We start from the raw sequence: 16,241 nt of genomic DNA, 5'->3' as shown, positions 1-16,241 counted from the left end.
CGGTCAGAACAACTCACCCTGCGGTCCCTGAGGCGCGCGAAACAAATCTCTACGCATCATGATGCGATCGCCGTTCAATCCATATTTGCGGCAGGCGATCTTGAACCGCGTGCGCAGCAGTTCCGCCCATGGTCCCTGGCCGCGCATCCGCGTGCCGAAATTAGGATCATTATCGCGACCGCCCCTGATATCGCGGATCGTCGCCATCACCTTGTCCGCGCGATCGGGGAAATGTTCATCGAGCCATGCCCTGAACAGCGGCGCGACCTCATGCGGCAATCGCACCGGCAGAAAGAACGCGGCGCGCGCACCGGCCTCGGCCGCGCGTTCGAGGATATGCTCCATTTCATGATCGGTGATTGCCGGAATGACCGGGGCGATCGAAACAAAGGTCGGGATGCCGGCCGCTGACAGTTTGCGCACGGCGGCAAGGCGTCGTTGGGGCGAGGGTGCACGCGGTTCGACCGTCATCGCTATCTTCGGGTCGAGCGAGGTAATTGACAACGCGACCGCCGCTAGTCCGCGCGTCGCCATGGGTGCGAGCAGGTCGATGTCGCGTACCACCCGGTCGGACTTCGTGGTGATGGTCAGCGGATGGCCGGTTTCGGCGAGTATCTCGATACATTGCCGTGTGATGCGCCAGTCGACCTCGATTGGCTGATAGGGGTCGGTGTTGGTGCCGAACGCGATCGGATTGACGACATAACCGCGCTTGGCGAGTTCAGCACGCAACAGGATCGGGGCATCAGGTTTGGCGAATAGCCTGCTTTCGAAATCCAGCCCGGGCGACAGATCGTGATACGCATGGGTGGGTCGCGCAAAGCAATAGATGCAACCATGTTCGCAACCACGATACGGATTGATCGAGCGGTCGAACCCGATGTCGGGCGACTGGTTGCGCGTGATGATCGTACGGGGTTTTTCGACCGTCACGGTCGTGCGGACCTTCGGTACATCACCGTCGATATCACCTCGCGCGTCCAGCCAGTCGCCATCCGCCTCGCGCTCAGGGAGGTTAAAGCGCACGCTGTCGCGATTGAGCGTGGCACCACGCGTGGGGCGTTTTCCGGCCATCGCCATGAGATAGCGGAAACGATAGAACGAAACAAGAACGCAAGGCGCGGCGATGCCGGCGGGATCCGATATAGGCTGCTAGAGAGCGGGCCCTTCGCCCTCGCTGTTGATGAACTCCAGCAATGCTTGCTCCAGCGGATCTAAGGCGTGATCGGACTCAAGCCGTGATGTGAGCCAGGACCGTTCGTCGTGGGCGATAGCGCGATCGGCAGCGACCGCAACGTCATGATCCTGGACCAGGCCCTTCCGGCCGAATACGGCGGCAAAGCTGGTACCGACGCTCGATCCAGCGATGCGACGGGAAAAGCCGGCGACGCTCGACCGCGTGTCGTTCATGAACCTATCGAGTTCGGCGGCGCGTTCGCGGTCCAGCGGATGATAGTCGCTGTGCGCCATCAGGTGATTGCCGACCGCCTGAACGAACAAGGTCGGCCATTCCGGTGCATTGGTCGCGGTGAGCGTCGCGTCCTTGAGGCGGAACAGCATATCGGCCTCCGCGCGGCTGACCATCGCCGGACCGTCACCGCCTTGCGCGAATAACAGGCGGCGCAACAGTTTAACCTCGGCAGTGCTGATCGATCCCGCATCGAGCGATCCGCCATCGCGCGTCGGGCCCGTGCCGATCAGCACGATCGCCTCGATCTGGCTGAGCGCATAGGATTTGAGCGTGTCGGGCACGTTGGTTGCGGTTTCCAGCAGCTTGACCAGCAATTCGAGCTCGCCAAGCGTATCGACCCGGCCGTCGCTGTCGATCTTTGTCATCAGCCAATTGGCCTTGGCCTCGTCGATATAGCCGGTCGGCTCTTGTTGCTCGACAAGATAGACGGTCATCGCCTCGACGAAGAAATCGACCCAGTCGCGCGACTGGCCCTTCACGCTGGTGTTGAGGTCGAAGATCGCATCGGCCTCGGCCGGGTCGATCATGCCGTCGGGCCAGGCGAGACGACGCATTGCCAGCGTGTCCTCGGACGTGATGTCCGCCTTGGCCTTCAGCTTTGCGGTCAGGTCGAAAATCGGCGCGGTCATCCACGGGCCCCTCAAATGATCGGTGCCACGATAGCTGCAGGGGTTTAACAGGCGCTTACAGGGGCCGTCGCCTGGCACCGTATCTTAAAACCCGGCTTGATCGGTCGCGTACCCGGGTTAGACAGAGACGACTCCGGGGGAATGGCACGTGAAAAAATTGGCAATGATTGCAACGGTGTTGCTCTTCGCAACGCCAGCTGCCGCAGCAACGGAAGAACGAATCATCGATGTCAGCGATGTGAAGACCGTCGCCGGGATTTTGATGCAGGCCGGTTACAAGGCGGAATTGAAAAAGAACAAGACCGGCCAGTCCTATATCGCGAGCGCGACCAACGGCACCGAGTTCACGGTTAATTTTTATGGATGCAAGAACGACACCGGTTGCGATTCGTTCGAGCTGTTTTCCTGGTACAAGAAAAAGCCCTATTATTCGCTGGAGATGGTCAACGAATGGAATCGCGACAAGCGTTTCCTGAAGATTGCGATCGACGAAGACGGTGACCTGGTCGAATATATCTATGTCAGTGCGATCGGGAAGATGACCTACGGCAATTTCGTCGATTATATCGAATGGTACGCCGCGATGGACAGCTCGCTGAGCAAGTTCCTCACCGAAAAGGAAGCGGCGGCGGCATCCGCCAAACCTTGACTCGGCGCTCGTGCTCGTGATCCAGCGCTATCGCTCCATCAGCCGTGGCATCAGTTCGACGAAATTGCAGGGCTTGTGCCGGCTGTCGAGTTGATCCCGGAGGATACCGTCCCAGCCGTCCTTCACTGCACCGGTCGATCCGGGCAAGGCGAAGATATAGGTGCCGCGCGTGACGCAGGCGCAGGCGCGTGACTGAATGGTCGAAGTGCCGATCGTCTGGAAGCTGAGCCAGCGGAAAAGCTCGCCGAATCCGGGGATCGGCTTGTCCTGGATCTGTTCGATCGCTTCGGGGGTCACGTCGCGTCCGGTCACTCCGGTGCCGCCGGTGGTGATGACGCAATCGACCTGATCGTCGTCGATCCAGCGCGTCAGCCGAGCGACGATAGTCGCGACATCATCGACCACAACTGCCCGGTCGGCCAGAAAATGACCCGCTGCCAACAGACGCTCGACCAGGATATCGCCCGACCGGTCATCGGCAGCGGTGCGGGTGTCCGATACCGTCATCACCGCGATCCTGACCGGCAGGAACGCGCCAGAATCGTCTATCGGCGGCTCGTCAATTGGCACTGAGGATCGTGCCGGGGGCTTTTGCGCTCAGCCGCACGCTCGACGCGCCAGCCATTCCGGGAAAGCGCGGCCACATGCCTTGCGACAGGGCGACGCGGCTCGGCGAAACGTTCTTGCCGCTCTGGCTTTCGTACATCCAATAGTTGCGCAGCACGGTCGACACATAACCGCGTGTTTCCCAATAGGGGATCGATTCAATGTAGAGCAAAGGATCGCCGCCATCCCGCGATTGGGCGTTCCACAGCTGCACCGGCGCCGGCCCGGCATTATAGGCGGCGATCACTTTGGGCAGCAGCCCGCCGGTCAGCGGCAGATCGCGCAATTGTTCGAGATAGCTCTGTCCAACCTCGATATTGGTCGAGGGCCGGGTCAATGCCGAGCGATCGAAGCTGCGTCCTTGCTTACGTGCGATATCGCTCGCCGCGCCGGGGCGGACCTGCATCAGGCCATAAGCGCCCGCGCTGCTCACCACGTCGGTACGGAATTTCGATTCCTGCAGCGTATGGGCATAGACTAGCGAGCGATCGACCCGCCAGCCTCCATCGGGCGTCCAGTTGGGGGCGGGGTAGCGCGCCTCCATCGACGGCGCCGCGCCGACCGGGCCGTTATGTGCCAGCCACACCAGAGTGCTGGGCAGGTTGAGGTTTGAGGTGAGGCGCACCAGCGATCCGAATTCACTCGGGTCGCCCAGCTTCGCCTGCTGCTTGATCACCTTGTCTGCGAGATCATTCTCGCCGATCTCGACCAGCGCGGCGGCGACACGGATATTCGGTCGGCGGCCGAGCGCTTGCCAGTCGCCGGCCACATAGCTGGCGGCGCGCGGGGCGGCATCGCGGATGCCGAGCGTCTGACGCGCGAGCAGCCCATAGAATGTCTCGCGATATTGCGATGCGCTCTTCAGCCGCGCTTCGATCCGGTCGGGCCGGCCGCATGCCATATCGGCGCGCGATGCCCAGTATAGGCCAGCGGCCCGGAGTTCTATTTCGCTAGCCCGTGCGGCGACGGTTTCGAAGCCGGTGCCGGCCGCCGCGCAATCATGCTGCCGCCATGCCGCCAGCGCGCCGACCCAATCGCCCTGGATCGACCAGTCGCCGACGCCGCGTGCGGCCTTGGCGGCCATGGTGCGTGCATTGGCGTCGTCGCCCTGCAGGAAATAGATCCAGGAGACCTTTTGCTGCCATTCAGTTTCGGCCTCCGGGGTCAATCCTTCGGTCGATTCGAGCAGTCCCTGAGCGTCAGCGCCGCGATCCTCCTTGACCAGAGGCTGCATCTTGATCGCCAGCTCCGCCGCGACGAGATCACTCTTGATGCTTTTGGCGCGCGAGCGAACCGGCGCGCTGCCGAGCCAGGTGAGGCGGCGCATTTCAGGGAGCGTCGGCAGTTCGAGCGCGCCGCGCGATCTCGCCATGGTCAGCATCTGTGCGGCCTGGGGTAGCTCTGGCGCCTCGCTGAGCAATTTCATCAGCGGATCCAGGTCCGCCTTGGGTGAACCCTTGGCGGTGAGCATTTCGGCCTTGGCGATCGAGTGGAGCGGGCCGGGCTTCATCGAATCGAGCTGAAGCTGCGCATCGAGCCATTTCTGCGCGCGGATGCTGGCGAAAACGGCGCGATATCCGTCGCGCTGGGCGGAATCGAGCTGGGTCGGGATGCCGTTGCCGCGCCCTGATGCCGAAGGTACCGCGGCATCTCCGCTGTCGGTCGCGTTTGCCTGGGTGAGCGGCATTGCCGCCAGCGCACAACCCAAAAGCGTCGTGCCCAGCAAGGCCCTTACGGTCGCGGTGCGGATCACGACACCAGTCCCCCGATCAACATTTGCAGGTCCTTCCACGCTTCGGCCTTGTACGCCGGTTTCTCGAGCAGGAAGCGCGGATGGAAACTCGCCACCGCCTCAATGCCAATGTCCACCGTGCCAAGGTTAAGGTTAAGCGATCGTAAACCACCGCGCGCCCGCGCGGCGTCCGCCCCGAGCAGCGCACGGCTTGGCGCATTGCCAAGCAAAAGCAGCCTTTTTGGCGCGGCGAGCGCGACATGATGGCGAGCGAGTTGGTTGAGGCGTTCCTCGATCTCGGACGACACCCGCCCGCTAGCCGGGCGCGACGTGCAGACCGCGGCAAGATAGACCGAATCCCGGTCACGGCCGATCGCGGCAAGCATGCGGTCGAACAAGCGTCCGGCTGCGCCACTCAGCAAGATGCCGGCCTCGGCGTCCTCGCGCTCGGGCAGGTCGACCAGGATCATCAGTCCCGACGATACCGCACCCGTCGTCGCAATCATCATGCCGGGCCAGCCGGCCTCCGGCGCGTGGGGACCGCCCCGCCATGCGGTGAAAGCTTCCAGCGTATCGGGAAGTATCTCAGGCAGGGGAGCCGCCGCCGCTACGGAAGATTGGCTCGTTTCGACCGGAGCCAGAGCAGCACGCGCCAGCCAGTTACGGGGCGCTTCATCGATCGTCGCGTCGACACCGGCATCGCGCCACCAATCGATCGTGCTCGCCGCGGCATATCGCCAGTCGAAATTTTGGTCAGCCCCCATCACTTACCTTAGAGTCACTAGTTGACGGCGCGGTCAATTCGCTGGCACCGGGACAAGGACAAGGCGTTCCGGCAACGCGACGAGCGTGCATGGGGATGCCCCGACGGAGGACTAAGATGAGCGACCGTGAGTCGATGCCCTATGACGTGGTGATCGTCGGCGCAGGCCCGGCGGGCCTTTCCGCGGCGATCCGATTGAAGCAATTGGCGGCCGAAAAAGGCAGCGAGTTTTCGGTCTGCGTGCTCGAAAAAGGCTCCGAGGTCGGAGCGCATATCCTGTCGGGCGCGGTGATCGACCCCAAGGGGCTGGACGAGTTGATCCCCGACTGGCGCGAGCGCGATTGCCCGATGGCCGAAGTGCCGGTCAACGACAACCAGCACTGGATCCTGACCAGGACCAAGCAGTTCAGCATGCCGCACTTCGTCACGCCGCCTTTCATGCACAACAAGGGCACCTATACCGGCAGCCTGGGCAGTCTTTGCCGTTGGCTGGCGGGCCAGGCCGAAGAGCTGGGCGTCGAGATTTTTCCGGGCTTTGCCGCCGCCGAAATATTGTTCAACGAGGACGGGTCGGTCAAAGGTGTGGCGACCGGCGACATGGGCGTGGCGCGTGATGGTACGCACAAGCCGGATTATACGCCGGGCCTTGAACTTCACGCCAAATACACCCTCTTCGGCGAGGGCGTACGCGGACATCTCTCCAAGGAACTGATCCGCAATTTCGAGCTCGCCAAGGACAGCCAGCCGCAAGTCTATGGCCTCGGCATCAAGGAATTGTGGGACATTGATCCCGAAAACCATTTTCCCGGCCGCGTGATCCATACCCAGGGCTGGCCGCTGACCGAGACCGAGGGTTCGAACGGTGGCGGGTTCCTCTATCATCAGGCCAATGGACAGGTCGCGCTCGGCTTCGTCACCTGGCTTAATTATTCCAATCCCTATCTCTCGCCGTTCAACGAGATGCAGCGCTGGAAGACGCATCCGGCGATCGCGGCGATCCTGCAAGGCGGCAAGCGCGTGTCGTACGGCGCGCGGGCGATCAGCGACGGCGGGTTCCAGTCGGTGCCGAAGCTGGTCTTCCCCGGCGGTGCGCTGATCGGCGACAGCGCCGGATTCCTCAATGTGCCGCGTATCAAGGGCACTCATACCGCGATGAAATCGGGCATGATGGCCGCTGAGGCCGCGTTCGACGCAGTGACGGCAGGTCGCGAGCATGACGAACTTGCCGCCTTCCCGGAGGCCTATAAGACCAGTTGGGTCGCCAAGGAATTGTCCAAGGTCCGCAACGTCTTGCCGTTGGTCGAGAAATTCGGCGACCTGATCGGATCGGGGCTGGCCGGCATCACCATGTGGGCCGAGCATCTCGGACTGAAGATGCCCTTCACGATGAAGCACCATCCGGACAATGAGAGCCTGTGGCGCAAGGATCTGGTCAAGCCGATCGTCTATCCCAAGCCCGATGGCGTGCTGACCTTTGATCGGCTGTCCTCGGTGTTCCTGTCGAACACCAACCATGAGGAGGACCAGCCGGTCCATCTGACGCTCAAGGATCCCGAGATCCCGGTCTCATACGACCTGCCGATGTATGACGAGCCGGCGCAACGCTATTGCCCGGCGGGCGTTTACGAGATCGTCGGGGAAGAAACCGGCGACCCGAAGTTCGTCATCAACGCGCAGAACTGCGTCCACTGCAAGACGTGCGACATCAAGGACCCGACCCAGAACATCAACTGGGTCGTCCCCGAGGGCGGTGGAGGACCGAATTATCCGAACATGTAAGCGCCTGTTATTACTCGGCCTGACACTTGGCGCGACGAGCCCCGCGTTCGCTGACGCCAGGGCAGCGACCGACCTTACCGCTTATGCTCGCGCCCGGGCGGCCGATGGCGACGGCCATACGGAGCTGGCGGCGGCGGGGTATGACAAGGCTCTGCTCCAGGCGCCGGAAAGCGTCACCGTGGCGCGCCGCGCCTATCGCGAGGCGCTGGAGGCGGGCGACGATGCGCTGATCGACCGTGCGGTAGCGGTGCTCAACAAGAACGGCACGGCACCGCCCGACGCGGCGTTGCTTGCGCTCGCCACCGCGGTGAAAAACAACGATCTGCCCGCGCAAAACACGGCGCTAGCGCGGATTGCGACCAGTCCGTTCGAATTCATCCACGCGTCGCTTCAAGCGTGGGTGACGTTCGAGCATGGCGGCGATGGATTGGCGGGGCTGGATCCCGGCAAGGGGAAAGCGATCGCGCGCCGTTTCAACGCCGAAAACCGCGCCTTGTTGTTGATCGCGACGGGCCGGATCGATGATGGGGTGATCGCGCTCCAGGCGCTGATCGGGACCGATCAGGCGAGCCTCGACCTGAGGGTCAACGCGGCGCAACTGCTCGCCGGGCAGGGGCGGAACGACATCGCGCAATCGCTGCTGCGCGGCGACGATCGGGTAGTGGTCGCGTTCCGGTCGCGCCTCGGCACTGGCGTCAAGGCGTCGGCATCGTTTGGTCTGTCGCGCCTGTTCCTGCGCCTTGCCGCCGATCTGGCCCAGGGCGACCCGACACCGCTTTCGATCGCACTGGTCCGCGCCGCGTTGCGCGTCGAACCGGACAGCGACCGGGCCCGCCTGCTGCTCGCCGCCGCGCTGTCGAGCAACGACGCGACCGAAGGCGCGCTCTCCGCCTTGCAGGCGGTCAAGCCGGACAGTCCATTTTACCCGGTCGCGCTCGACGCGCGTGTCACCGTGCTCAATCACGCCGGTGACTCTGCCCGAGCGCTGCTCGCGGCGCAGGTGCTGTCGGCGTCGCCGGGCGCCGATAGCGAAGATGCGACCCGGCTCGGTCAGTTGATGATCACTGCGCATCGCTACGACGATGCGGCGAAGGCCTTTACGCTATCGATCAAACGGGCAGGGGACGAGGTCAGCTGGGCGCACTATCTCCAGCTCGGCGGCGCGCTCGATCAGGCGAAACGCTGGCCCGAAGCGCGCAAGGCGCTCGAGCGGGCGGTCGATATGGCGCCGCAAGAACCGCTCGCACTCAACTATCTTGCTTATGCGCGGATCGAGCGGGGAGAGAAGATAGCGGAATCGCGCGCGATGCTCGAACGCGCGAGCAGCCTTGCGCCCGACGATGTCTCGATTACCGACTCGCTTGCCTGGGCTTATTTCCGGACCGGCGATGTGGCGCGTGCGCTGCCTTTGCTCGAACGCGCCGCCATGGCCGCGCCCGCCAATGGCGAGATCGCCGAGCATCTTGGCGATGCCTATTGGGCGGTCGGCCGTCGTTACGAGGCGCGCTATTCTTGGCGTGCCGCGGCGATTGTTGCCGATGCTGGCGGCAGTGCACGGCTCGCCGCAAAGATCGCCACAGGGCCGGTCGAGGCCAGCCAGCGCCCGTGATCGTCGAACCGGCGCCGGCCAAGATCAATCTCGCGCTGCACGTTCGCGCCCGCCGAGTGGATGGCTATCATGAGATCGAGACGTTGTTTGCATTCCTGAGAGATGGCGACATTATTACGATAGAAGCATCTGTAAAGGATCAGTTTCAGCTATCGGGACCCTACGCGCCTGATCTGTTCGGACCAGTCGAAAATCTGGTCACCCAGGCGGCCGATCGATTCCGTGACACGTTTAATTTGCATCAGCCGGTCAGCATCACGCTGGACAAGCATTTGCCAGTTGCGTCCGGTATCGGCGGCGGTTCGGCGGATGCCGCCGCGACCTTGCGCGGGCTCGCGCGACTGTATGATATTCCAGTTGACGATCGCCGCTTGTTCGATTGCGCCGACGCTCTGGGTTCCGACGTCCCGGCGTGCCTTTTTGGCAAGACCGCATTGGGCAGAGGCAGGGGGGAGCGGCTGGACCGTATCGACGGCCTGGCTGGCACGCCGGTCCTGCTGCTCAATCCCGGCGCCGCGGTTTCCACGGCGGCGGTTTTTCGTGTGTGGGATGGTGTGGATCGCGGTGGCATCGCCGATGGGTCGTTGCTCGACCGCTCTCTGGCTGGGCGGAACGATCTCGAAGCGCCGGCCCGGACGATCGCACCGGTTATCGACGAGGTGCTCCATGCCTTGGAGGCCCATGGCGACCCGATGCTCGTCCGTATGTCCGGCTCGGGCGCGACCTGCTTTGCGCTTTACCGGCGAGAGGAAGAACGAAACGCAGCCGCCCGGGCGATCCGTGCGGACCGGCCCTTGTGGTGGTGTCTCGAATCGACACTCGCGTGACAGTTTTCCGCCCCGAAACGGCACAACCGCAAAGCCCTCGCCGCCGCGCGCCTTCGTGCGGCCCGTCTGGCATCACTCTTGCTAGGCACTATCCGAACGGATCCGGCGCCCTGGGGTACCGCGTCCGCTGATGGTCCACGGTCCCCCCGCGCGCCATCTGACCGGAAGGGCGGTGGGCTTGGTTCCGCCGCCCTTCTTTCACGATCATGAGCGCCCCCAACATCCTTGACGGAACAAGCGGCGGCATCCTGCTGATCTGCGACCATGCATCCAATGCGGTCCCGACGGATATCGCCCTGGGTATCCAGCCGGCGCTGCTCGACAAGCATATCGCGATAGACATTGGTGCGGGGCCGTTGACCGGGGCGCTTGCCAACACGCTCGGTGCGCCGGCGATCTTTGCTACGGTATCGCGCCTGGTTATCGACCTGCATCGTCAGCCCGATCATCCCTCGCTGATCCCGGCTGCCAGTGACGGCCATATGATCCCCGGCAATGAGGGGCTCGATCGCGCCGCGCATATCACTCGTTTTCACGCGCCCTATCACCGGGCACTCGCCGCTTTGATAAGACGGCATCGGCCGACTTTGCTCGCGTCGATCCACAGCTTCACGCCCGAACTGGAGAGCGGCGGGGCTGACCGTCGGCCATGGGAGGCGGGAATCCTCTACAATCGCGATACGCGCGCCGCGCATCTGGTGATCGATCTGCTGCGTGAGCGCGGCATCGTGACTGGCGATAACGAACCTTATTCGGGCCGTGTCCTCAATGCGACGCTCAACCGCCACGGCGAGGCCAACGGCATCGCCAGCCTGGCGATCGAAATCCGTAACGACGGCATCGCCGATGCCGCCGGCGTGACACGCTGGAACGAAATTCTCGCGCCGATGCTCGAAACCGTACGCAACAGACTTGCGTCAAAGGGGCCTCTCGCGACATAGGCTTTCGCCATGACCCGTATATTCGACAAGTCTCGCCTGCCGAGCCGCCATGTTTCTGTTGGTCCGGAGCGCGCGCCGCACCGTAGTTATTATTATGCGATGGGCATATCCGAAGAGGATATCGCCAAGCCATTTGTCGGCTTGGCCAGCGCCGGCAACAACTCCGCGCCATGCAATACCACGCTCGATGCGCAGGCCGATGCAGCGCAGGCCGGCGTGATCGCCGGCGGCGGCATGCCGCGGCGCTTCAACACCATCACCGTCACCGACGGCATCGCGATGGGCCATCAGGGCATGAAGTCCTCGCTGGTCAGCCGTGAGGTGATCGCCGATTCGATCGAGCTCAGCGTGCGCGGTCATTGCTATGACGGGCTGGTCGGTTTCGCCGGCTGCGACAAATCTCTGCCCGGGATGATGATGGCTATGCTTCGGCTCAACGTGCCGAGTATCTTCGTCTATGGCGGATCGATCCTGCCCGGCAGCTTTCACGGCAAAGATGTCACCGTGGTCGACGTGTTCGAGGCGGTCGGCAAATATGCCGCCGGCGGATGCCCGTTGCAGGAGCTGATCGAGCTCGAAAAGGTCGCCTGTCCAGGACATGGCGCGTGCGGCGGACAATTCACCGCCAACACAATGGCGTGTGTCGGAGAGGCGATCGGCCTGTCGTTGCCCAATTCCAATATGATGCCGGCACCGTATCGTGGGCGCGATGAGATTGCGCGTGCGGCGGGCGATCAGGTCATGGCGTTGATCGAGGCGAACATCCGCCCGCGCGACATCTGCACGCGGGAGGCGTTCATCAACGCGGCACGGGTCGTCGCGGCGACCGGCGGTTCGACCAACGGCGCGCTGCATCTACCCGCCATGGCCAATGAAGCGGGAATCGAGTTCGATCTGTTCGACGTTGCAGATGCATTTAAATCAACGCCTTATATTGCCGACCTGAAACCCGGTGGGAAATATGTCGCCAAGGACATGTATGAAGCCGGCGGCGTCTATATGCTGATGAAGACGATGCTCTCGGGTGGCTTCCTCAACGGCAATTGCCTGACCGTCACTGGCAAGACGCTGGGCGAGAATATCGATCAGGTGACGTGGAACCCCGACCAGAAGGTGATCTATGACGTCAAGACGCCGATCACAGCAACCGGCGGTGTGGTCGGCTTGCGCGGTAGTCTTGCCCCCGATGGCGCGATCGTGAAGGTAGCCGGCATGCACCGGTTGCAATTCAGCGGTCCGGCGCGCGTATTCGATTGCGAGGAGGACACTTTCGCGGCGGTCGAAGCGCGCGACATCGCCGAAGGCTGCGTCATCGTCATCCGCTACGAGGGGCCAAAGGGCGGCCCCGGCATGCGCGAGATGCTCTCCACTACCGCCGCGCTTTACGGCCTCGGCCTGGGTGAGAAGGTTGCGCTGGTCACCGACGGGCGCTTCTCTGGCGCAACGCGCGGTTTCTGCATCGGTCATGTCGGTCCGGAAGCCGCCGAGTGCGGCCCGATCGCGCTGGTCGAGGATGGCGACATGATCGGCATCGATGCCGCAGCCGGCACGATCGACCTCGATGTAGCCGAGGACGTGCTCGCCGAGCGGCGTGCCCGATGGCAGCCGCGGGTGAATGATTACCAGTCCGGTGCGCTGTGGCGCTATGCGGCGACCGTCGGCCCGGCCTATAAGGGCGCGGTCACGCACCCGGGAGCCAGCGCCGAACGTCATGTCTATGCGGATATCTAGAGGAATCCTGCTTGCCCTGTGCGCCACCGCATGTGGCGAGACCAAGACCGACCACGGCACGCTCGCCACAGTCGAGGCCGAACAACGCGCTGCGGTCGAGGACAAGGGCGAGCTGGTTTGCGCGCAGGCCGGGTCGCTCGCCTTCGTGCGCAATTGCACCGTGGACCGTGAAACCACGGCGGAGGGGCTGGTCCTGACCGTCCGTCATCCTGACGGCGCGTTCCACCGCCTGCTGGTGACCAAGGACGGGCGCGGCCTTATCGCTGCGGACGGCGCCGAACCGGCCAAGGTTACCATTATCGACAAGGACCGGATCGAAGTGGCGCTCGGCGGCGACCGGTATCGCCTGCCGGCCACGGTGAAAGCTGTCGTGCCCGCGAAGCCATGACGCCACTTGCAGGTCAACCTGTTCTAACTGCTGCGGAAATGCGCGCAGCGGAAGATGCCGCGATGGCCACTGGCGCAACTGTCGACAGCGTGATGGCGCGTGCGGGGCTGGAAGTCGCACTGGTCGTTCGACGTCTTGCTTCGGGGAGCGAGGTGCTGGTCCTGTGCGGCCCGGGTAATAATGGCGGGGACGGTTATGTCGTGGCGGCCGCGCTGAAGGGCTGGGGCTTGCCGGTTCGGGTTGCCGCATCCGCACCGCCGGCGACCGAAGCGGCGCGTAGGGCGTGTGAGGGGTGGAGCGCACGTGTCGAAGATTTCCATGATGCGAGGGCGGCACCGGTGCTGGTCGATGCCTTGTTCGGCACCGGCATGTCGCGACCGCTTGAGGGGTCGATCTGCGATGGGTTGCGGCGATTATATGATCGCGCCCACTTGTCGATCGCGATTGACTTACCGAGCGGGGTCGGCACCGACGATGGCGCGCTGCTTGGCGATATTCCGGTTGCCGATGTGACGCTGGCACTCGGTGCCGCGAAGCCCGCGCATCTGCTCTATCCGGCGGCCGCCCGCTGCGGCGCCGTTCGTGTCCTCGATATCGGCGTGCCAGTATCGAGCGATGCTCGGGTCATGGGCAGGCCGCCGCTGCGACCGCCCGGTGCGGAATCGCATAAATATTCGCGTGGCATGGTGACCATAATCGGCGGCGATATGCCCGGCGCCGCCGAACTCGCGGCGGTCGCAGCGCTGCGCGCTGGTGCGGGCTACGCACTTCTGCTGGCCGAGGGTGGCGCGGCGCAACCGCACGCGGTCGTCCGCAGGCCGTTCACCGATGAGGCGCTGACCGACAAGCGGATCGGCGCGCTGGTGATCGGTCCCGGCCTGGGTCGGGGCGCGGAGGCTGGAGCCCGGTTGAGCCACGCGTTGGCGTCGCCCGCTCCGCTGGTTATCGACGGGGATGCGATCCACCTGCTCGATGACGCCGGTCTCTCGACCATTCGCGATCGTGCGGCACCCGTAATCATGACGCCACATGCCGGAGAGTTCGATTCGCTGTTCGGCGGGGCGGATGGCGGGGCCAGCAAGATCGACCGCACCCATGTCGCCGCGGCGCGTGCTGGTGCGACGATCGTCTTTAAGGGCCCCGACACGGTTATTGGCTCAGTCGACGGCCAGGTTCGCATCGCTCAGGCGGCCAATCCTTGGCTATCCACTGCGGGAACTGGTGACGTGTTGGCGGGTGCGATCGGCGCGTTCCTTGCGTCGGGACTGAGTCCGATTGATGCGGCTCATGCAGCCGTCTGGTGTCATGGCGAAGCGGCATCCAGCCTGGGGGGAGCTTTTATCGCCGACGATCTCGCCAATGCCCTGACAACCGTCAGGAGCAGGTCATGACCGATACGATCATCCGGGTCGCCGCGCGTGGCGACGGGATCACCGCCAACGGCCGTCACGCCGCGCTGGCCGCGCCCGGCGATACGCTGACCGCCGCCGGGGATGTCCTCCCCGGGCCTCATCACCAGACGCCGCCATGCCGTCACTTTCCCCGCTGTGGCGGGTGCCAGCTGCAGCATCTCGATGACCTCAGCTATGCCGATTTCATAACCGATCGCATTATCGGGGCGCTGGCGGCGCACGGCCTCGAAACCGAAATCCGTGCGCCGCAGCTTTCACCACCGCGCAGTCGGCGGCGTGCGGCTTTGCAAGCCGAGATGAAGGGCGGTCGCGTCCAGATCGGCTTCAGTGAGAATGCCAGCCACACGCTGGTCGATATCGAGGAATGCCATATCCTCACCCCGGCATTGTTCGCGCTGATCGCACCCTTGCGCCCGTTATTGGCCAGGTTCCTCAAGAAGAACCGCCGCGCCCGGCTTCATCTGACTGAAGCAGATCAAGGCATCGACCTCCTTATCGAAGGCATTGAACCCGAAGGCCTCGCGGCGGCTGAGGCGATCGGAGATTTTTGTACGCGCTACAATGTCGCCCGCTTCGCGATCGACAGCGGGCTGGGCGCGGAGATGCGGTGGGAACCTGAGCCGGTGACGATCACTCTGGCCGGCGTGCCCGTGGCTTTGCCGACCGGCGCATTCCTCCAGGCGACGCGTGATGGGGAGACGGCGCTGATCGATGCGGTGCGCGAAGCGACCGGCGGTGCGACGACCACCGCCGACCTGTTTGCCGGTCTCGGCACCTTCACTTTCGCGCTTCCCGGCCGCGTCTATGCCGGCGAAGCCGCGCGCGATGCCATCGGTGCGCTCAAATCCGCGGCGGCGCTGGCCGGCCGCCAGATCTTCGCCGACCATCGCGATCTGTTCCGCCGGCCGCTCACAACCGTAGAACTGGATCGGTTCCAGGCGATCGTGCTCGATCCGCCGCGTGCGGGCGCGCGCGAACAGGCATTGCAGCTGGCCGAATCGAAAGCGCCGTTGATCGCTTATGTTTCATGCAATCCCAGCAGTTTTGCCCGCGATGCGGAGATGCTGTGCAAGGGAGGCTATACGCTCGACTGGATTCAGCCTGTCGGCCAGTTCCGCTGGTCGACTCATGTTGAATTGGCGGCACGCTTCAGCCGCTAGGGGATTCCATCTGACGGATACACAAGGCAACGCGTCGATGGCATCGTGGCAAAGCTGTTTTCGACACTGAGAAAGAGCGCGCCGGTACAAGGCCGACGAGCGACGATATGCCCGATCTCGTGTGATGCTTGAATCGTTGGCGACGGCGCGACTACGGGGATGGCGACAAGAGATATGTTACACCAGTCGTGTTACATATCTCAGGCCGCCACCTCGGTAAGAGGCGGGAGATATGTTACACCGGTTTGTCGCATATCTCGGACCACCACCCCGGCAGGTCGTCTGAATTATATATCAATATATCATATGCTTAATTGTAAGGCTGATGATTTAGCCCGGCGTGGCACGTGCGGAAATTTTGACGCACGGAACGCCCGTCCACAGGCAATGGGACGCTTGTTCGGCAGATGTGATTCCGCGGAGGAGACCGATGAGAGGGTGAGCGAAAGCTACGCTAGTGGATTGATCGGAACGAAGGAGTCCGTTTTAGGATTCCCATGGCGGCTGCGGCATGCGACGTTGCGACATGCGCACTGGTATCACG

14 protein-coding genes are annotated in these 16,241 nt (G+C 63.5%); 9 read left to right on the top strand and 5 right to left on the bottom strand.

Going from position 1 to position 16,241, the window contains the following annotated elements; translation table 11 throughout:
• Positions 1–3: 3 nt before the first annotated feature.
• Both ACVWZA_RS17555 and ACVWZA_RS17550 read right to left on the bottom strand, forming a co-directional pair.
• Positions 4–1,074, bottom strand: coding sequence for a PA0069 family radical SAM protein (locus tag ACVWZA_RS17555; protein ID WP_457312615.1), 1,071 nt, complete (start codon positions 1,072–1,074; stop codon positions 4–6).
• A 78-nt stretch (positions 1,075–1,152) separates the two neighbouring features.
• Positions 1,153–2,100, bottom strand: a complete 948-nt coding sequence (locus ACVWZA_RS17550) for a hypothetical protein (RefSeq protein ID WP_457312613.1) — start codon at positions 2,098–2,100, stop codon at positions 1,153–1,155.
• Positions 2,101–2,248: 148 nt separating this feature from the next.
• Here ACVWZA_RS17550 and ACVWZA_RS17545 point away from each other — a divergent pair, with 148 nt between their 5' ends.
• A complete protein-coding gene (locus ACVWZA_RS17545) occupies positions 2,249–2,749 on the top strand; it encodes a YbjN domain-containing protein (protein ID WP_457312611.1) in 501 nt (166 codons plus the stop codon).
• Positions 2,750–2,776: 27 nt separating this feature from the next.
• Here the strand turns inward: ACVWZA_RS17545 and moaB are convergent, their stop codons facing one another.
• The 3 genes from moaB to ACVWZA_RS17530 form a co-directional block, all read right to left on the bottom strand.
• A complete protein-coding gene (gene moaB / locus ACVWZA_RS17540) occupies positions 2,777–3,256 on the bottom strand; it encodes a molybdenum cofactor biosynthesis protein B (RefSeq protein ID WP_457312719.1) in 480 nt (159 codons plus the stop codon).
• A gap of 52 nt (positions 3,257–3,308) precedes the next feature.
• Positions 3,309–5,042, bottom strand: coding sequence for a transglycosylase SLT domain-containing protein (locus ACVWZA_RS17535; RefSeq protein WP_457312718.1), 1,734 nt, complete (start codon positions 5,040–5,042; stop codon positions 3,309–3,311).
• A 62-nt stretch (positions 5,043–5,104) separates the two neighbouring features.
• Positions 5,105–5,851: a uracil-DNA glycosylase gene (locus ACVWZA_RS17530; protein WP_457312610.1), complete on the bottom strand. Its 747-nt coding sequence runs from the start codon at positions 5,849–5,851 to the stop codon at positions 5,105–5,107.
• A gap of 116 nt (positions 5,852–5,967) precedes the next feature.
• Between ACVWZA_RS17530 and ACVWZA_RS17525 the strand changes: the two genes are divergently transcribed.
• From ACVWZA_RS17525 to ACVWZA_RS17490, 8 genes are all read left to right on the top strand, one after another.
• Positions 5,968–7,629 carry an electron transfer flavoprotein-ubiquinone oxidoreductase gene (locus ACVWZA_RS17525; protein WP_457312608.1) on the top strand — a complete coding sequence of 554 codons (1,662 nt, stop codon included), beginning with the start codon at positions 5,968–5,970 and terminating at the stop codon, positions 7,627–7,629.
• Positions 7,601–9,238 (top strand): tetratricopeptide repeat protein, encoded by a 1,638-nt coding sequence (locus ACVWZA_RS17520; protein ID WP_457312606.1) that lies wholly within the window; start codon positions 7,601–7,603, stop codon positions 9,236–9,238. The genes ACVWZA_RS17525 and ACVWZA_RS17520 overlap by 29 nt, the downstream gene beginning before the upstream one ends.
• Positions 9,235–10,065 (top strand): 4-(cytidine 5'-diphospho)-2-C-methyl-D-erythritol kinase, encoded by an 831-nt coding sequence (locus ACVWZA_RS17515; protein ID WP_457312604.1) that lies wholly within the window; start codon positions 9,235–9,237, stop codon positions 10,063–10,065. Before ACVWZA_RS17520 ends, ACVWZA_RS17515 begins: the two co-directional genes overlap by 4 nt.
• 206 nt (positions 10,066–10,271) lie before the next feature.
• Positions 10,272–11,006 carry an N-formylglutamate amidohydrolase gene (locus tag ACVWZA_RS17510; protein ID WP_457312602.1) on the top strand — a complete coding sequence of 245 codons (735 nt, stop codon included), beginning with the start codon at positions 10,272–10,274 and terminating at the stop codon, positions 11,004–11,006.
• Between the two features lie 9 nt (positions 11,007–11,015).
• Positions 11,016–12,737 (top strand): dihydroxy-acid dehydratase, encoded by a 1,722-nt coding sequence (ilvD, locus tag ACVWZA_RS17505; protein WP_457312601.1) that lies wholly within the window; start codon positions 11,016–11,018, stop codon positions 12,735–12,737.
• Positions 12,724–13,125 (top strand): hypothetical protein, encoded by a 402-nt coding sequence (locus tag ACVWZA_RS17500; RefSeq protein ID WP_457312599.1) that lies wholly within the window; start codon positions 12,724–12,726, stop codon positions 13,123–13,125. The genes ilvD and ACVWZA_RS17500 overlap by 14 nt, the downstream gene beginning before the upstream one ends.
• A 62-nt stretch (positions 13,126–13,187) precedes the next feature.
• Positions 13,188–14,516: an NAD(P)H-hydrate dehydratase gene (locus ACVWZA_RS17495; RefSeq protein WP_457312597.1), complete on the top strand. Its 1,329-nt coding sequence runs from the start codon at positions 13,188–13,190 to the stop codon at positions 14,514–14,516.
• Complete coding sequence (locus ACVWZA_RS17490) at positions 14,513–15,697, top strand: class I SAM-dependent RNA methyltransferase (protein ID WP_457312595.1); 1,185 nt, start codon at positions 14,513–14,515, stop codon at positions 15,695–15,697. Before ACVWZA_RS17495 ends, ACVWZA_RS17490 begins: the two co-directional genes overlap by 4 nt.
• The last annotated feature ends 544 nt before the right edge of the window (positions 15,698–16,241 follow it).

This window comes from Sphingomonas sp. UYAg733, assembly GCF_054057355.1.
The sequence above is the reverse complement of the archived record's forward strand: the minus strand, read 5'-3'. Positions and strand labels throughout refer to the sequence as shown.